Annotated in this window: 15 protein-coding genes; 6 read left to right on the top strand and 9 right to left on the bottom strand. The window is 60.6% G+C overall.

All coding sequences use genetic code 11. The annotated features are described in order from the left end of the window. Positions 1 to 334: 334 nt before the first annotated feature. The 4 genes from ACZCED_RS09870 to ACZCED_RS09855 are packed head-to-tail and all read left to right on the top strand — an operon-like array spanning position 335 to position 4,942. Positions 335 to 1,915, top strand: coding sequence for an ATP-binding response regulator (locus tag ACZCED_RS09870; protein WP_462971885.1), 1,581 nt, complete (start codon positions 335 to 337; stop codon positions 1,913 to 1,915). After that, positions 1,912 to 3,654, top strand: a complete 1,743-nt coding sequence (locus tag ACZCED_RS09865) for a sigma-54 interaction domain-containing protein (RefSeq protein ID WP_464860709.1) — start codon at positions 1,912 to 1,914, stop codon at positions 3,652 to 3,654. The genes ACZCED_RS09870 and ACZCED_RS09865 overlap by 4 nt, the downstream gene beginning before the upstream one ends. Continuing rightward, on the top strand, positions 3,651 to 3,890 hold the full coding sequence (locus ACZCED_RS09860) for a hypothetical protein (RefSeq protein ID WP_462971887.1): 240 nt from the start codon (positions 3,651 to 3,653) through the stop codon (positions 3,888 to 3,890). Before ACZCED_RS09865 ends, ACZCED_RS09860 begins: the two co-directional genes overlap by 4 nt. Then, positions 3,887 to 4,942 carry a transporter substrate-binding domain-containing protein gene (locus ACZCED_RS09855; RefSeq protein ID WP_464860708.1) on the top strand — a complete coding sequence of 352 codons (1,056 nt, stop codon included), beginning with the start codon at positions 3,887 to 3,889 and terminating at the stop codon, positions 4,940 to 4,942. Before ACZCED_RS09860 ends, ACZCED_RS09855 begins: the two co-directional genes overlap by 4 nt. 289 nt (positions 4,943 to 5,231) lie before the next feature. Here the strand turns inward: ACZCED_RS09855 and ACZCED_RS09850 are convergent, their stop codons facing one another. Both ACZCED_RS09850 and dmeF read right to left on the bottom strand, forming a co-directional pair. Then, positions 5,232 to 5,813, bottom strand: coding sequence for a DJ-1/PfpI family protein (locus ACZCED_RS09850; protein ID WP_462971889.1), 582 nt, complete (start codon positions 5,811 to 5,813; stop codon positions 5,232 to 5,234). A gap of 60 nt (positions 5,814 to 5,873) precedes the next feature. Continuing rightward, the gene (gene dmeF / locus ACZCED_RS09845) at positions 5,874 to 6,815 is read right to left on the bottom strand and encodes a CDF family Co(II)/Ni(II) efflux transporter DmeF (protein ID WP_462971890.1); all 942 of its coding nucleotides are present in this window, start codon (positions 6,813 to 6,815) and stop codon (positions 5,874 to 5,876) included. Positions 6,816 to 7,025: 210 nt separating this feature from the next. Between dmeF and ACZCED_RS09840 the strand changes: the two genes are divergently transcribed. Together ACZCED_RS09840 and ACZCED_RS09835 are read left to right on the top strand one after the other, a co-directional pair. Continuing rightward, positions 7,026 to 7,313, top strand: coding sequence for a hypothetical protein (locus ACZCED_RS09840; protein ID WP_462971891.1), 288 nt, complete (start codon positions 7,026 to 7,028; stop codon positions 7,311 to 7,313). Between the two features lie 184 nt (positions 7,314 to 7,497). After that, complete coding sequence (locus tag ACZCED_RS09835) at positions 7,498 to 9,144, top strand: fatty acid--CoA ligase (protein ID WP_462971892.1); 1,647 nt, start codon at positions 7,498 to 7,500, stop codon at positions 9,142 to 9,144. Between the two features lie 118 nt (positions 9,145 to 9,262). On the opposite strand, the gene ACZCED_RS09830 is transcribed toward ACZCED_RS09835, so the two are convergent. From ACZCED_RS09830 to ACZCED_RS09800, 7 genes are all read right to left on the bottom strand, one after another. Continuing rightward, positions 9,263 to 9,487, bottom strand: a complete 225-nt coding sequence (locus ACZCED_RS09830; protein WP_462971893.1) for a hypothetical protein — start codon at positions 9,485 to 9,487, stop codon at positions 9,263 to 9,265. A gap of 65 nt (positions 9,488 to 9,552) precedes the next feature. Next, positions 9,553 to 10,575, bottom strand: coding sequence for a GGDEF domain-containing protein (locus ACZCED_RS09825; protein WP_462971894.1), 1,023 nt, complete (start codon positions 10,573 to 10,575; stop codon positions 9,553 to 9,555). A gap of 103 nt (positions 10,576 to 10,678) precedes the next feature. Then, on the bottom strand, positions 10,679 to 12,142 hold the full coding sequence (locus ACZCED_RS09820) for an SPOR domain-containing protein (RefSeq protein ID WP_464860707.1): 1,464 nt from the start codon (positions 12,140 to 12,142) through the stop codon (positions 10,679 to 10,681). 5 nt (positions 12,143 to 12,147) lie between these two features. Continuing rightward, the gene (locus tag ACZCED_RS09815) at positions 12,148 to 14,142 is read right to left on the bottom strand and encodes a transglycosylase domain-containing protein (RefSeq protein ID WP_462971896.1); all 1,995 of its coding nucleotides are present in this window, start codon (positions 14,140 to 14,142) and stop codon (positions 12,148 to 12,150) included. After that, positions 14,139 to 15,020, bottom strand: coding sequence for a hypothetical protein (locus tag ACZCED_RS09810; protein ID WP_464860706.1), 882 nt, complete (start codon positions 15,018 to 15,020; stop codon positions 14,139 to 14,141). Before ACZCED_RS09810 ends, ACZCED_RS09815 begins: the two co-directional genes overlap by 4 nt. Before the next feature lie 268 nt (positions 15,021 to 15,288). Beyond that, positions 15,289 to 16,863 carry an HD domain-containing phosphohydrolase gene (locus ACZCED_RS09805; protein ID WP_464860705.1) on the bottom strand — a complete coding sequence of 525 codons (1,575 nt, stop codon included), beginning with the start codon at positions 16,861 to 16,863 and terminating at the stop codon, positions 15,289 to 15,291. Between the two features lie 165 nt (positions 16,864 to 17,028). After that, positions 17,029 to 17,952 (bottom strand): hydroxymethylglutaryl-CoA lyase, encoded by a 924-nt coding sequence (locus ACZCED_RS09800; RefSeq protein ID WP_462971899.1) that lies wholly within the window; start codon positions 17,950 to 17,952, stop codon positions 17,029 to 17,031. Between the last annotated feature and the right edge of the window lie 184 nt (positions 17,953 to 18,136).

Here is an 18,136-nt window from a genome sequence, read left to right as displayed (position 1 = left end):
GGCAAGCATGCCAGCTACCTGTTAAGTTGTCAATACAAAAGCATGCTCCGAAATTATGGCGTGAAATTGCAAATCGCCAGTTTCGCACTGCATTAAGGCCGCCCAACGCATTTTTTCTATCCAGGATAGCCAACCATTTTCGTCTCTTCTATGCCTTCAAGGTTCTAAACGGTTACGGATATGGATGGTGGTCAGCGCCCATAGAGTGGAATATTGACGACCAGGAAGGGATTGCCTATGATGAATGCAGTTTTTGGAACCTGTGCGACTCCGTCCGTAATTGTGCCTACTTTTAACCCTTGCGGTTTCTACGAACCAACGAAAGCGGTCAACGATGACCTCTACCGACCCATGGCCCGTGCTGATCATCGACGATGAACAAGACATCCGCGAGGTCACCGCCCTGACCCTCACGGATGCCGGTTACGTGGTCGACACCGCGGCCGACGGCGCCGAGGGGCTGGCCCGCTGCGAGCAGTTCTCCCCCCGCATCGTCATCACCGACATCCGCATGCCCGGCATGGACGGCATCCAGGTGCTGGAAGCCGTCAAGCAGCGTTTTCCGGACACCGAGGTCATCGTGGCCACCGCTTTCGGCGAAATGGAGACCGCCATTCGCGCCCTGCAGCTGGACGCCTCGGACTTCATCACCAAGCCCATCCACACCGAAGCCATGATGGTTGCCCTCGAACGCGCCCGTCACCGCTACGCCACCCGTCAGCAGCTCAAGGACTACACCCGCCATCTGGAAAAGGGGCTCTCCCGCACCACCCGCCAGCTGGAGGAGACCGTCGCCTTTCAGGACCGGCTCATCGAAAGCTCCATGGACGGTATCTGCGGCTGCGACGGCAGCGGCAAGGTGGTCACCTTCAACCGCAGCATGGAGCGCATGCTGGGGCTCGACCGCGCGTCGGTGCTCAATCAAGCCACCCTGGAGCACTTCTTCAGCCCGGCGGAATACCGCCGCGTCCGGGAAGATCTGGCCGCATCCGGTCACGGCGGCCCCAATCGGCTGATGCTCTACGAAACCTGCCTGCTGGATCACCGTCGACAACCGGTGCCGGTGCAGCTGTCGGCCGCGGTATTGATGGAAGGCGGCCAGGCTGCCGGTACCGTCTGCTTTTTCCGCGACCTGCGGCGCATCCATCGCCTGGAGCAGGAGATGGCCGACCAGGCCCGCCTGCTGCACCAGGACAAGATGATGTCTTTAGGACGCCTGGCCGCCAGCGTAGCCCATGAGATCAACAACCCGCTGGCCGGCATCCTCAACTACATCCGGCTGATGCTGCGCACCGTCAATAAAGGCCCCCTGCCCCCGGACAAGCATGCCCAGTTCGCCCGCTACCTGTCGCTGGTGGAAACCGAGACCGACCGCTGCTCGAAAATCGTCGCCAGCCTGCTCACCTTTTCGCGCCGGTCGCCGGTGTCGGTCGGGCCCGTGTCGATCAGCGAGATCGTGGATCGCAGCATCGTGCTGGCCCGGCATCGGCTCGAACTGGGCAACGTCACGCTGGCCACCTGCATCGCGGACCATCTGCCCGACATCAGCGGGGACGCCAACCAACTGCAGCAATGCCTGCTCAACCTGATTTTCAATGCCGTGGATGCCATGCCCGACGGCGGCACACTGACACTCAGCGCAACGTTGGAAGATAAGCCTGCGACCGTGGTCATCCGGGTTACCGACACCGGCCACGGCATTCACGAAGCGGACATGGCGCAGATCTTCGAGCCGTTCTTCACGACCAAGCGGGAGGGCCACGGCCTCGGTCTGGGGCTGTCCACCACCTACGGCATCATCGACCGTCACGGCGGCACGCTCACGGCCGCCAGCCAACCGGGACGGGAAACCACCTTCGAAATCAGGCTGCCGGTCCAGGCGCCCGGTTCACGTTCTCCCGGAGGGACGGCATGAAAGCAGCCATGACGACGCCCCACCATCGCCTGGGCATCCGCTGCGACCACTGGCTGGACGTCATGGACGAGTTGAACATCGGCGCCTTCGTGGCCGACGGCAGCCGGCGGATCACGGCCATCAATCTCAGTGCCCAGGCCCTTTTGGGACTGCGCGAGCCAGAGGTGGTCGACCGGGACTGCCGTGAAGTCTTCACCGGGGTGCCCTGCTCGGTCGAATGCGTCATGCACCACCCGGAAACCGCCGGGGACCGGGACCCGGACATGGAAGTGACCGACGAGGAAAACCAGCGCCACCTGATCACACGCATGGCCACTCCCATATACAACCGCAGCGGCGAAATCGCCGGATGCATGACCATCCTGCAGGACCACTCCCCCATCACCCAGCTCATCGACCGGCTGCACTACGAGGAGAGAAGTCTCAAGATTATCCTGGACAATCTGGATGTGGGCATCTTCACCGTCAACCGGGGCGGGCTGATCAATTTTTTCAACCGGGCGGCGGAAACCATTTCCGGCTACGACCGGCATCAGGTCCTGGGCCAGTCCTGCGCGATGATCTTCTCGGGTGAGCGTTCCCCGGACGTCTGCCTGCTGAAGGAATCCATTGCATCGGGCGAGACCCGCAGCAGCCACCAGGGCCGCATGACCGACAGGGACGGCGTCACCATTCCCATCCGGGCCAATTACATGGCCTTGAGAAATGAGAAAAACGTCATCGTGGGCGGCCTGGCCACCTTTCACGACATGACCCTGGCCCACCAGTTGAACCGGGCGATCAGCAACCGCTACACCTACCACGACATGATCGGCAAAGATCCGTCCATGCGCAAGATATTCGAGATGGTGGCGGTCGTGGCCCCCAGCCAGGCCACCGTGCTCATCGAAGGAGCAACGGGTACCGGCAAGGACCTGCTGGCCAAGGTGATCCATTCGGCCAGCCCGCGGGCCGCCAGACCGCTGATCAAGGTCAACTGTGCCGCCATTCCGGAAAACCTTATCGAGTCGGAGATTTTCGGCTACGTCAAAGGGGCATTTACCGGGGCGGACCGGGACAAGCCGGGCCGCTTCTCCGATGCCGAGGGCGGCACCATCTTCCTGGACGAAATCGGCGACCTGCCGCTCTCCCTCCAGGTCAAGCTGCTGCGGGTGCTCGAGGACAGGGAGTTTTACCCGCTGGGCTCCCGACGCACCCGCAAGGTGGACGTGCGCATCATCTCGGCCACCAACCGGCAGCTCAACGACCTGGTGAACCGGGGGCTGTTTCGCGAAGACCTGTTCTACCGGCTCAACGTCATGCGCATCGAACTGCCCCCGCTAAGGCAGCGACGAGGGGACCTGCCCCTGCTGATCCGCCACATCGTCCGCGGCCTGTGCGCCGCCCGGGCGGCGACCCCGCCGGCCATCTCCAAAACGGCCATGCAGATCCTGCTCAACTACGATTATCCGGGCAATGTCCGCGAACTGGAAAACATCCTGGAGCATGCCCTGATCATCTGCCGCGAAGCCATGGTCCAGCCGGACCACCTGCCGGACTATGTCAGGCAGGAACAGCCATCCGTTGCCGCGGCCACCCCTGACGCCACCCCGGCAGGGTCGAACGACCGGGAGCACCTGCGGATACTGGCGGCTTTAAAGAAAAGCGGCGGCCATCGCGGCAACGCCGCCCGGGAACTGAAAATGGATCGCACCACCTTGTGGCGCAAAATGAAAAAACACGGCATCGCCGGCCAATGATCGACACCGGCAAAGACCGACCCGGGCGCCTGGCCGGATTGGCGGCCAGAGCGTTCGTCCTGGCTTCGGTGGCAGCCGTGATCCTGCCCATGCCGCAGTACGCCCGCAGCCTCGGCGATGACCAATGGATCGTCTGGGCGGTGCGGTTGTCCTGGGTGATGCTGCTGAGCGTCGGCATGGCTGCCGTGCCGCTGCTGATCGGCTTTTTAGCCCGACGCCGGAAGAGGAAATCATGAAAAAGCCGCTCATTCTCCTGTTGATCCTCGTTGCGGGATTTGTCCCCATCGCCGCCGCCGACACGACCCCTGCACCGATAAAAATCGCCGTCAAGGAGTTCCCCCCCCTTGTTTTCAAGGATTTCAGCGGCTTTTGTATCGATGTCGCCACCATCATCTGCGAAAAAAACAATCTGGACCCCGAGTTCATCATGTACAGCAGCGTCCCGGACCTGCTGGAGGCAGTGGAGTCAGGGGCTTGCGACCTGGGATTTGCCGGCATTACCATCACCGCCGAGCGCGAAAAACGGGTGGACTTTTCCCAGCCTTTTTTTGAATCCGGCCTGATGATCGCGGTCAGAAATGAAACCATCAGCCAGATCACATCCATCGGCAGCGCCGTGTTCCGGATGATTGGGTTTTCCGTCGTATTGTTTTTCGTGGGCTTGACCGTCGTGGCCCACCTGGTCTGGTGGATCGAAAAGGATGACAAAGACCCGTTGGGGTTCCCCGCCGCCTATGCCAGAGGGATAATGGACGCATACTGGTGGGCCGTGGTGACCATGTCCACCGTGGGATATGGCGACAAACGTCCGAAAAAAATCGGCGGGCGGGTCATCGCCGCCATCTGGATGTTCATCGGCATCATCTGGTTTGCCGGTCTGACGGCCACGCTCTCGTCTGCGTTGACCGTGGATCGCATCAAGCACGGCGAGATTGCCGATCTGCCCGACCTGTACGGCAAAAAAGTGGCGGTCATCATGGACACCACCAGTGAGGATTTCCTGCGCTATCACAACGTGAGAATCGTGTTGACCAGTTCGTTCGACGAGCTGCTCGCCAACCTGAAAGAGGGCCGCGCGGATGCGATCGTTTACGATGCCCCACCATTGATGTACGCAGCCAAACTGGACCCGACCATAAAGGTCGTCGGAAGGATGTTTGCCGATCAGCGCTACGGGATCGTTTTTCCAAACACAGGCGCAGAAGCGTTAAAGGAACTGTTCGATATCGAGATCATGACCAGCCGCATCAACGGTGACTATCAGAAGATTTACGGCAAATGGTTTTGACGCGAGTAGCGCAGGCCGAATACCATTTTAAATCCTGATTTCATTGAAAAAAGAACATTCATCGAGGTGCGGGATCAACATGCAGAGTGGCGCTTGCGCCCATTTGCCGCCGACGGCTCAAGCGCGGCATTCACGTTAAGAAAGCGTTGACCGGCCTTCGTCAAGGGGTCGTGGCGCGGCGCTTCTCCACCTGCATGTGCACCGTCGCTTCGGCCCCGATCTTGACCCGCATGCACCATCTGCGGACGCGCACCGTCCCTGTCCATCTCTTTCTGAAATGTTAACCGTTTTACAGCTCGATGCGGGTGCCGAGCACCTCCAAAAACTTGGCCAGCCATTGGGGATGGGCCGGCCAGGCCGGGGCGGTAACCAGGTTGCCGTCGACGTGGGCCTGGTCCACGGGGATGTCCGCGAAGGTGCCGCCGGCACACCCGACATCCGGTCCCACCGCCGGATAGGCCGAACAGCTTTTCCCCTTGAGCACACCGGCGGCGGCAAGCACCTGGGCGCCGTGGCAGACGGCGGCGATGGGCTTGCCCGCCTGGGAGAAGTGGCGCACGATTTCCAGCACTCTGGGATTGAGCCGGATATATTCCGGGGCCCGGCCGCCGGGAATCACCAGGGCGTCGTAATCCTCGGCCCTGATCTCGTCGAAGGTGGCGTTGATGCCGAAATTGTGCCCCGGCTTCTCGCTGTAGGTCTGGTCACCTTCAAAGTCATGAACGGCAGTCCGCACCGTCTCGCCCGCCTTTTTATCGGGGCAGACCGCGTGGACCGTGTGGCCCACCATGCCCAGGGCCTGAAACGGAACCATGGCCTCGTAGTCCTCGACGAAATCGCCCACCAGCATGAGAATTTTCTTGGCTGCCATTATTGCCTCCTTTGGATGAATGATTGATCGCATAGTTGCCGGAAGGCTTCCGACAACCCCTTACGTTCGGTTTACCTCCACGGTTACATGGACGAATTTAAAATCCGCAGGGATCAGCTGCTTGTAGTATTGCGGCGGTTTGGGGTTTTCCGTGACCACCGACACGATGGCTGCGTAGATGTCGGGCCCGACAGTCCACAGGTGAAGGTCGACGACCCGATTATCGCCGTTTTCTTGGATGCCGTCCACCACTTTCTGCTGGATGTCGGCCGGTGCCTGCCGATCCAGCAGCACATGGCTGGTGCCGATCAGCAGACCGATGGACCAGCGCGAGATCATGATGGCGCCCACGATTCCCATGAGCGGGTCCATCCAGACCAGGCCGAAGTATTTTGCCGCCAGCAGTGCCACGATGGCCAACAACGAGGTGAGCGTATCGGCCAGGACATGCAGGTAGGCCGACCGCAGATTGTGGTCGTGGTGATGATGATCATGACCGTGCCCCTGATGGTCGTGTCCGTGGTCAGGGTCGTGATGAGCGCCGTCTTTGTGGTCCAGGACGAACATGGACAGACCGTTGACCACCAGCCCGATGACGGCAACGAGGATGGCCTGGTTGAACGCGATGGCCACGGGATTGAACAGCCTGACGACACTCTCCACCGCCATCATCACCGCGAACACCGCCAGCAGGACCGCGCCGGAAAAACCGCCTAGCGCGTTCACTTTTCCGGTGCCGAAACTGAAGCGTTCGTCGTGGGCATGGCGGCGGGCGTAGACGTAGGCAAAGGCGTTTATCGAAAGGGCCGCCGCGTGGGAGGCCATGTGCAGGCCGTCGGCCAGCAGGGCCATGGAGCCAAAAAGGATTCCGGTGGCGATCTCCACCACCATCATTGCAGCGGTAACGGCAATGACAATGATGGTGCGGCTTTCCCCCGGCCGCTTGTGATCCTGGCCGAAGCTGTGGCTGTGGTTCAAATCGGTTTTAACGGTGGATGTCATCGGCTGCGGTCGTCTCCTTTGGATAGGTCGGCAAAATCTGCGGATGACAGGCAAACGGAGCAGGTCATCGGTTCGCGGACCGGTCACGGTTTTTAAGAACCATAACCATCCGGCAGCGGTTTGGCCAGATCCGGGCATGAATGGGTCGCCTCAAAAACGTGTCGGCGGATGTGACCGCATCTGTCACAACCGGATGATAGATTCGTCATCATGCAAACCCTGGCCCTTCATTTTGATTTCTCCTCGGACCCCCCGGCCGACGATCCCGACATGTCCGTGTTCCGTCAGGATCTGTCCCGCACCCTGGAGAAAGCCCTGAAGGAATCGGGTGCCGGCCGCTGGCGGGGCGGCCGCTATGCCCGGGGCGTGGTAACCCTCTTCATCGAGGTGCCTGACGCCCAATCGGCGATCGGCCAGGTGCACGCGGTGCTGGCTTCCCGCGGGTTGGCCGACAGGTTGACCATCGGCGGCGGCAGCTGCCTGCCTGCGGCCGAATAACCGCTGAAGGGCCTCCCCCCCGGGCAGCCCTGCCCACGCGGCTCCTTTTTCTTGACATCCTGCACGCGTTGCCCCTACAGTCTTGCCATTGAACGGCTATCCCCCGAACCCGAACAATCTAATCGTTCCTGTTTTCTGTCGAATCCATCAAAACCCGCTTGACGACCGTTAAAGGAGGACCATCATGCCTGTCAGACTCATCCCCAAGACCCCGTCTGCCTATGGATTTCCCCTTTTGATCAAAAACATCCTGCGCACCCCGCTGACCTACTACCCGGAGCGGGAGATCGTCTACCGGGACAAGATGACGTATACCTATGTCGAGCTGAACCGGCGCGTGCAGCGCCTGGCCAACGCCCTGGAAAAACTTGGCGTGAAACAGGGGGATACGGTGGCGGTGATGGACTGGGACAGCCACCGCTATCTGGAGTGTTTTTTCGCCGTACCCATGATGGGGGCGGTACTGCACACCATCAACATCCGCCTGTCGCCGGAACAGCTGATCTACACGATCAACCATGCCAAGGACGACGTCATCCTGGTCAACGCCGACTTTCTGCCGTTGCTGGCCGCGGTCAAGGACCAGATGAAAACCGTCAAGAAGATCGTTCTGCTCACCGACGAACCGACCCGCCCGGAGACCCCGGTGGCCCTGGACGGCGAATACGAAAACCTGCTGGCCGAGGCGGCCCCTGAATACGAATTTCCCGATTTCGACGAAAACGCCATGGCCACCACCTTCTACACCACCGGCACCACGGGCCTTCCCAAGGGCGTGTACTTCAGCCACCGCCAGATCATGCTGCACACCTACGGGCTCATGTCCGGGCTGTGCGCCTACGAATCCCAGGCCGGCATCAATTCCGGCGATGTCTACATGCCCATGACCCCCATGTTTCACGTTCACGCCTGGGGAATTCCCTACCTGTGCACCATGCTGGGCACCAAACAGGTCTACCCGGGAAAATACGAACCGGAGATGCTGCTCAAGCTCATCGTCTCCCAAAAAGTCACCTTCTCCCACTGCGTGCCCACGATCATCCATATGCTGGTCTCCAGCCCGGTGATCAAGAAACTGGACCTGTCACGCTGGAAGGTGGTCATCGGCGGCAGCGCCCTTTCCCAGGGCCTTTGCAAAGCCGGCCTGGAAAACGGCATCAACCTTTACACCGCCTATGGCATGAGCGAAACCTGCCCCTTGCTCACCGTGTCCAACCTCAAGCCCCACATGCTCGCGTGGGACGCCCAGCGACAGGTGGAAATGCGCTGCCGAACGGGGCTGCCGGTGCCCAACGTGCTGCTGGAGGTGGTGGACACCGATGGCAACCCCCTGCCCCACGACGGCAAAACCGCCGGCGAGGTGGTGGTGCGCTCGCCTTGGCTGACCCAGGGATACAGCCAGGATCCGGAAAAGAGCGAGGCGTTGTGGGTCAACGGCTGGCTGCACACCGGCGACATCGGATTCATCGACGCGGAAGGCTATCTGCAGATCACCGATCGGGTCAAGGATGTGATCAAGACCGGTGGTGAATGGATCTCATCGCTGACCCTGGAAGACCTGATCAGCCGCCATCCGGCCGTGAGCGAAGCAGCGGTGATCGGTGTGCCGGATCCCAAATGGGGTGAACGGCCCATGGCCCTGGTGGTGCTCAAACCCGGGGCGGAGCAGGAAACCAGCCCGGAGGAACTGAAGGCCTTTTTCGCCCAGTTTGCCGACGACGGCGTCATCCCCAAGTACGGCGTGCCGGACCGCGTGCAGATCGTCGAGACCATCGCCAAGACCAGCGTGGGCAAGATCAACAAGAAGCAGTTGCGCATGGATTTTAAATAGCGGGTCAGCTTGAAGACGGAAGGTGGTTGGGTCAATTCAAAGGCCGGATCCCGCAAGATGGGGTCCGGCCTTTTCTCCCCGGCATGCCGGGCCGGCGGAACACGTTCGGGTGGTCTTTTTATTCCAGGTGGCTGATAATGGACTCGGTGAGTGAATCGTCATCCTTTTTGAAAAAGGGAATCAGTTCGGCTGCCACGTCTTTGAGCGACTTGATATTCTTTTCCTTCATCACGCCCTGAATGGTTTCCACGCCCTCCTCGATCAGCCTGAGACCTTCAGCGATCCTGATGACATCCTGTTTTTCCATGTTTGACTCCTCCAGTTCGTTATGGCGGTCGGCCATACTGTATCCAGATGAAGCCAGTCTAAACGCTTTGACCCGGGGAAACAAGCTCTTTTTGACAACTGTCACAGTTCGATGCGGTTGCGGCCGGCGGCCTTGGCCGCCAGCAGTTTTTCATCGGCCTGGTAGATGAGCGCCTTGACGTCGGCGTCCACCTCCCTTCCCACATGACCGTGGGCAATGCCGATGCTGACGGTGACGGATGCACGCGTGTCGGGCATCGTCTCAATGGCCCGCCGGATCTTTTCTCCCACTTCTCCCAGCGACACCGGCTCGACGCGGGGCAGGAAGACCAGGAACTCCTCGCCGCCGTATCGCCCGAGGACGTCCGAGGCACGGATGCCCTCGCGGATGCTTCCGGCCACCCGGCGCAGCATCTCGTCACCGTACTGGTGGCCGAAGTTGTCGTTGATCGCCTTGAAATGGTCGATATCGACCATCAGTACGCCAACGGTGTTCTCGTTGCGCTGGGCCAGGTGGGCCAGGTGCGTGATCGCATTGAACAACCCCCGCCGGTTAAAAATACCGGTCAACTCATCGTAGTTGCTCAAAAAGGCCATCCGCCGGTTCTCTTTCCACAGGCGGTGGATGACCTCACCGACCAGCTCCAACTCCAGTGTGCCCAACTCATTTTGCTGCAGGGCATCGAAAAGCCGGCTCACAAAACGCTCGTAGGAAAAATCCGATCCGGCATCGCCGTTGAAGGTGGCCACATACTGGGAAAGGGTCTCGAAGGCCGGGTGCAACAGGTAAAATTCAAGTTTGAAGGCCATGGTGAAGGCTTTTTTCTTTTGGCGCACCTGCGCACAGCTGTCGGCCAGGTCGTATACTCTCTCCTCCAGCCCCGTCAGCTCGTCCAGCGTTTTTTGCGGGTCATCGAACAGGTTGTTGAGCATCCCCTTTTCGGCCCAATTGAGCAGCCGGTCCCAGTAGAGCAGATGCTGCTCGTTTTTGGCGGCAATATCCTGCCAGAAGGCTGTCAGGTCCTGGGTCACGGCATTGCGGGCCAGGCTCAGGTATAAGCGGGAGGCGTGATTGTCCAGTCTGAGGCATAGTTCGACAATTCGGGTCATTGCGGTGGCGTTCATGTTCAGCTCCCTTTTCGCGAAATCGAGTCAGGTTGAATAGTTACCATACGCCGGATAATTACCGAATACGGGCGGGATGTCGCCGAGCGACGATTGTACGCGATTATGGTACGTCAGGCCGTTTGTAATTGGCAACATAATAATCGCCGATGAGCTGCCTCGCTTTCAGGTCCTCGCCCACCGACCGGGCCTCCGCTTTGGTCTTGAAATGGGAAATGCGCACCTGGAACCAGGTTTTGCTGGAACCGGACGCCCGGTTCCAGTAAGCGTCCAGACCCTGGCCCTTCAGCTGGTCCACATAGCGCCGGGCGTCGCTTTCTTTCAGATACGCCGCCACCTGAAGGGTAAAGGGATCGGTGGCCGGGGCAACCACCGGTAGCGGCGCTTTTTCCACCGTTTTAAACGTGTCGGCAAAATGAATGGCGGTATTGATCACCAGCCATCCCACACCGATCATGAACAGCCCCATGGCCGACCATTTCAACACCGATTTACCCCGCCTGGACGACAATCCCTCCCTGATTTTTCGCAATAGGCCTGAAACAGAGGCAACCAACCCGAAGGCCAGCCGGCTGATTCCGGTCAATGCGCTGCGCATCATCGGACCAATGGCCGGCCGCTCGATCCGGTGCCCCCCGGCCGGTCGCCCCGTACCGGCATCGGTCGTCTCGGGCAGGAAGGCGGCCGCCATTTTACTGCGCTGGGATGCGTCGATGTCCACCAGCACCTCATCGGCCCTTTCCAGCAGCGGCAGGGTCAGCGGGCTGGGACGGACCATCCGGCAGCAGGCGGCGATGCCGTGAAGCAGGCGTTTATCACGCTCGCCGCGGTGGTAAACGTCCAGGTAGACCTTCAGGGCCAGGCTGTCCGGGCGCCGCTCGGCCAGGAAAAGATCGGCGATGTCGCCGATCAATTCCTCCGGCAGGGGTTCTCCGGCATCCATCAGCAACTCGTAAGTCTGCAGGGCGGCGAAGTCGCTGCGCCGTTCGGCGAGGTAAAACTGGGCCAGCATGCGCTGGATGGCCATATCCTGTGGATGCGCAGCCCCGATCCTGGCGGCAATGTCATGGGATTGACCGGTCAGCGCCCTTCCGGCCAGCACCCCGTCCAGCCATTTGACAGCGGCGTCCCGGTCATTGGGAAAAGCGCGCAGATAGGCGCCGAAAACAGCATCAGACGACGGACCAGGGGCCGCCTGGGCCATCTGGAACCGGGCCGTTTGGGCCAGCAGACGCCCGGCCGGCTGACGCCGGGAAAGTGGGGAGAAAAAGAAGCTGTCCACAATGGCCGACGCCCGGGACAGGGCCTGGCGAACTTCCCGGGGCATGCCGGCCCGTTCCCATACCATGGCCTCGCCAAGCAGGCGCTCTAACCGGCGGCGCCCCATGGCGGCAAATGCCACGCCCGTAAACCAGTATGCCGCGCCGAGCAGGCCGAGGCCGGGCACGAACATCCATCCGGGTCCCACGGCACCGGCAAAAGGCGGCAGTACGACCAGGCCGGCCAGGCTGCCGATGGCCAGGGCCGTCCAAAGACGGACGGCCAGATGTTTGAACAGATATCCCATATCCCCTATGGATGTCCTTTTCTCATGGCCACGGTGACCGGGTCGCGCGTCCAGAATCCGGCCACCGAGCCGGTTTCCGGATTCACTTTCTTGAAATAGATGTCCGGCGGTGCCATGAAGGCCCTGGGTGGCTCCCCATCTGTGGCCTGCTTCATGAACCGGGCCCAGATGGGCGCAGCGCCGCGACCGCCGGTAATGCCTGCTCCGTTTTTATCCCGCATGCCCTGGCCCCGGTCAAACCCCACCCAGACCGATGTGCTCAGGTTGGGGGTAAAACCGGTGAACCAAGCGTCGTTGTAATCGTTGGTGGTGCCGGTTTTACCGGCCGCCGGCAGGACAAAGCCCATTCGCCGGACCACATTTCCCGTACCGGAGTCGATGACGCCGCTCATCATGTCCACCAGCTGAAAATTGATCGATTCATTCAAAACCCGTTCACCGGTGATGATGTGCTCCTCCAGCACCCGGCCGCTCACATCCTCGACCCGGCGGATCCAGTAAGGCGGGTGCCGCACGCCTCCCGAGGCAAAGGTGGCATAGGCGGCGGCCATCTCCAGGGGACTGACCCCGAAGGTGCCCAGCGCCACGGAATAGACCGGGTTCAAGGGGCTGCTGATACCGCAGCGCCGGGCGGTGTGGATCACCGCTTCGGGGCCGAGGTCGGAAACCAGTTGCGCCGCAACGGTGTTCACCGACTCCGTGAAAGCCTTTTTGATCACCATGGGGCCGTCGTAGGTGCGCTTGAAATTGCGCGGCTTCCATGGCGGTTTGCCGGCCACGGGAATCGAAACCGGCTGGTCGACCATCACATCGGCCGGCGTCTTGTCCAGGTTTTCCAGCACCGCGTAGTAAAGGAATGGTTTGAAGCCGGAGCCCGGCTGCCGGTTGTCCTGCAACGCGCGGTTATATGGGGTTTGAAAGAAATCCCGCCCGCCCACCAAGGCCTTCACCGCCCCGGTATTGACATCCACGGCCACCAGCGCGCCCTGCAGCCCGTTGTCGTCTTCCACCACGGTGTCTTCGGTCCGGCCGGTCAGGTCCATCTGGGACTCCAGCTCAAAAATCCCCTGCTGCAGGGCTGCTTCGGCCTGCTGCTGCATGCCGGCGTCCAGGGTCGTGTAGACCCGCAGACCGCCGTGGTAGACGACTTCAGGGGTGTAGGTCTCCTCCAGCGATTTCATCACCGCGTCAAGGAAATAGCTGTCCACCCGCAGCGACCGGCCCTGGGTGCGCAGGTCGATCGACACGGCTTCGGCCTCAACGGCCTCTTCGCGGCTGATCATCCCGGCGGTGACCATTCGATTCAACACCACTTGCTGCCGGGCCCGCGCCCGCTCGGGGTAACGAAAGGGATTGTACCGGGTTGGAGATTTGGGCAACCCGGCCAACAGGGACGCTTCGGCCAGGTTCAGTTCACCGGCCGATTTGCCAAAGAAGGTACGCGCCGCCTCGCCGATGCCGTAGGCACCGACACCAAAGGGGATCTGGTTGATGTACGCCTCCAGGATCTCCTGTTTGGAAAACTGGGCTTCGATCTGGAGGGCCACCAGCAATTCCCGAAACTTGCGCAGCCAGGTGCGCTCGAAACTGAAAAACAGGTTCTTGGCCAGCTGCTGGGTGATGGTGGATGCCCCCTGAATTTTTCCCGGTTCGAACAAGGTGATCCACAGGGCCTTGACGGTTCGTATCTTGTTGACGCCCCGATGTTCCCAGAACCGGTGGTCCTCGGTGGCGAGAATGGCCTGGATGAACGGGTAGGAGACATCATCCAGGGCAACCGTTTCCCGTCCCCCGATGGTCAGAATGCGCTGGCCGTCGGAACTGAAAATTTCAGTGGCCGGTGTGTCGTTGATGCGACCGATGGGTTCGGGAACCCGGGGCAGGTCCCCGACCGCCACCAGGAACAGGCAGAACAGCCCCATTCCGGCCAGTGCCGCGGCCGCCGCCGCCAGGTAGATAAAGGCGGTCAGGGCCCGGAAAAAACGCAGCGGGACGGTCATGGATCCTCCCGGCCGAGCGGCCAGCGCGCCTTGCTGGACGGCGGTTTGGAAAGCCGGGGCTCCAGCAGCATGCGAACCTGCCAGACGGCCCACTCCTGCCCCATGGCCAGCAAGACCTGCCGCCCCTGGGGGGTATCCATCTCGATGCCGATACGAATCAAATCGGCCTCGACTTCATCGCTGACCCCCACACGCAGGGGCGTCCCCTGGGCGGACAGCAGGGTCCCCGGCTGGGAAAGCACTCCCCGCTGGGTCTCCGGGGAAAGGGTGTCCAGGGCCATGAAAAACCGATCCGCCGGATAGATGCGGCCGACAAACTCCGCATGCTCGTCCAGGGTTCCGGTCAGGATGTGCGGTTCGGTGCCGGCGGATTTGAGCTGCTGGTCGGTCAGTGTCTTGTAGCTGAGCACATTGTTTCCGCGATCCAGCAGGTAGATGCCCACCTGGCCGTTTTCCCGTTCCATATACACCCGGTCCCAGCTCTTTTCGGCGCTGATGCGCAGCATGAGGATGGGTGAAAACAGGTTCCGGGCGGCGGCTTCGGGGATCTGTGTGTAAAGGCTTTTAAACTGCTCGGCGGATATCATGGCCCCCTGGGAGGGGGAAAGGCCATCGATGAGCTGGGCCAGCGAGCTGGCCTCGCGGGCTTCACGCTGGGCGGTGAGCTGTTGGGTCACCATCTGCTCCAGGGTCTGGGTGGCGACCTGTTTCAGGCGGCCCTGCTCCCAAACGTTGCCCGATTCCGGCCGGTGGCTGTTGGTAACCGCCAGATAGCGTCCCACCAGAATCTCCACCCAGCTGAAGCGCACTTCGGAAATCAGAATCGCCAGCACGGAAAGGAACAGGACGGTTCCCCGGAGGCTCAGCCCCCGCGCCATCCATGTCTTCAGATCCTGTGGCTCCGACCAGGCCGGCATAAGGCACCTTTAGCGTTTTACACGACCGCCGCAATCCGGCGTTCATGGGTCTGTTTCGTGATGCTCAGCCTTTTACACCATTCGGATCAAATGATAAAGAGGGAGAAAAGGGAATGCAATGCCCGGTTAAACGGTCGAAATCAGGTTGTCGGCCGGTCTGGGGAAAGGGGCGGCCGCCGGTGATGACCCGCTGCGGGCACTATTTTTGCGTGGGGACCGGCGCACGGCATCAAGGCGTGGCGTCGTTGATCGCCTTCAGAACGCCCTGGTCGTAGAGCGACCGGAAGGCATCGATGACGCGTTCATCGAACTGGGTGCCGGAGCCGCCGTACATGATCTCGAGAATCTTGGCCTCTTCCATCCGCTTGCGATAGGCACGATCGGAGGCGATGGCATCATAAACGTCGGCAACGGAGAGGATCCGGGCCAGCATGGGAATCTGTTCGCCGGCCAGGCCGTCGGGGTAGCCTTTGCCGTCAAACCGCTCGTGGTGACATTTGATGATGGTCTTTTCCCTGTCCCACAATCCCAAGCGCTCGACGATATTGGCGCCGATGACCGGGTGTTCCTTGATGGCGCGGAACTCTTCGTCGGTCAGGCGGCCCGGCTTGAGCAGAATGTCGTCCCGGATACCGATTTTCCCGATGTCGTGAAGCTGGCCGGCGACGTTCAGGATGTCCTGCTCCTCCTGGCTGCCGCCCAGGGCCCGGCACAGGGCGATGGCAATTCGGGTGACCCGGTTGGAATGCTGCTCGGTGTAGGGGTCACGCGCTTCGATGGCCCCGACGAAGGCATACAAGGTGGCCAGCAGGTTCTCGTAGATGTTTTCGTAAAGGGCGACGTTTTCGATGGCATAAGCCGCCTTGTTGGTCATGAATGACATGTAATACAGGTCTTTTTCCGAAAACCGGACATCCCCGTTCAGCGACGACACGGCCAGCATGCCGAAAACCTTTTTACGGATGTTCAGCGGAACCAGCATCAGGGACCGGATGGCTTCGGGAATCCCTTTGATGTTGCTGTTTTCATGGATCAGCAGGGGCTTGTCCTCTTCGCAATTGTCCAGGACCAATTGGCTGATATCCAGACTGCAGGCACCCTGACCGGCTTCACCTGAAACGGGTGGACGGCCTGACTGCTTCGGCGGCCCGCCGTTTCCGCCGGCAACGGACCGGGCCACTTGCACCGGTCGCTGAATCGCCTCGTTGATCACGTAAAAACAGGCTTCGTCAGCATGGGTCAGTTCGGTGGACAGGTCGACCACCCGCTTGAACAGATCGAAGCTGGAATCGATGGTGGCAAAATCGGTCATGATCCGGTTGAGGGTGTTGAGTTCCTCGACTTTGTAGGTCAGCTCCCGATTGAGCGTCTCGATCCGGTGTTTGCCCTCCACCTCCTGGGTCAGAAAGATGTTTTTGATAAACAGCTGGCGCTCCCGCAGCACCCGTTTGACACAGATTTCCAGCTGATTCAGGTTCACCGGCTTGATCAGAAAGTCGACCACACCGTTTTTCAGGGTTCGGATGGTGTTGTCCAGGGACGGATAACCGGTCATGATGATCACCGGAATGGTGTTGTCCACCTTGCGAATGTACTCGGCCAGTTCCAGCCCGTCCATTTCGGGCATGTTGATGTCCGTGAAGCAGCAGTCGATCTTTTCATTTTCGATGATGTCGACGGCAAGGCGGCCATTTTCAGCGGTCAGGATATGGTACCCCTTTGCCATGAAATATTCCGAAGCCACCTCCAGAATGCTTTCCTCGTCGTCCACAAACAATAAGGTCTCTTTGGGTGCGTCTGTCATTGGCGTCATCGTCGATCGATCTTCCATGAATGTATCTGAATCCGGAACCCGGCCGCTGTTTGGCTGTGCCCGCTAAAGTCATCTGCCCGATATGTTCCAGATATCGGCAGGCCGATTTCAAACTAAAGGGATTCTGAAAAAAAAGGAGAGGCGGGGCAATCCGTTTTAAATCGATTCGGGCGGGGGGGGAAAGGCGGTCATTCGATGCATCCGGCCGGGAAAGAATTTTTGGAAAAACGCCTCCATCTCGCGCGAGACGGCACCCACCCGGCGGTAGTCGACACCGGTGTGAACCCCTAACCGTTCCAGCAGGTGGGCGGTGTCCTCGGTGCCGATATTGCCGGCTGCGCCAGCAACAAATGGGCATCCGCCCATTCCGCCCAGGGCGGTGTCGAAAATCGAAACGCCGTATGTCAAGGCGGCCATCAGGTTAACCAGCCCCAGGCCGCGGGTGTCGTGAAGGTGCAGCGCCAGGGGCGACCGGCCGGCCAGGGGAAGCACCGCATCCAGGACCGCTTCGACCAACGGCGGCGATCCCATACCGGTGGTGTCTGCCAGGGCCAGCACATGAACCCCGTGATCGACGAACCGGCGGACAATGCCGGCAATGCGGGCAGCGGGGATCCGCCCTTCATCCACGCAGCCAAAGGCGCACTGGACACTGGCCCGCACGTGAAGGCCGGCGGATATCGCCTGATCGATCATGCGCAGCCCCTGGTCCAGTGCGTCGACATGGGCCATGCCGGCATTTTTGCGGCTGTGGGCGTCGCTGGCGGAAAGGGAGATTTCCACGGCCGCGATACCCGAGGCCACGGCCCGGTCCAGCCCCCGCCGGTTGAGCACCAATGCCGTGTAGACCACGCCGTCCTTAAGGGGAAGCTGCCTGATCAATGAATCGGCATCGGCCATCTGGGGCACCTTTCGCGGATGAACGAAAGAGGCCACCTGGATCTGTTTCAGCCCGGCGGCAACCAACCGGGCGATCACGGACAGTTTTCGGTCGGTGGGCACCACGCTCTTTTCGAACTGGAAGCCATCGCGCGGCCCCACCTCCACCAGGGTCACGGCATCGGGCATCGACTTGTCCACAGGTCCTCCAAAGAATAGTTCAGGTACAATCCGGATCCCGGAATGCGCAGGGAAGATCGGTCATTTTAAAAGTATGCCACAACGACAGACGCTAGCGCCCTGTGCCCTCCGACTTCCGACTTCCGACTTCCGACTTCCGACTTCCGACTTCCGACTTCCGACTTCCGACTTCCGACTTCCGACT

Source organism: Desulfosarcina sp. (assembly GCF_055467485.1).
The sequence above is the reverse complement of the archived record's forward strand: the minus strand, read 5'-3'. Positions and strand labels throughout refer to the sequence as shown.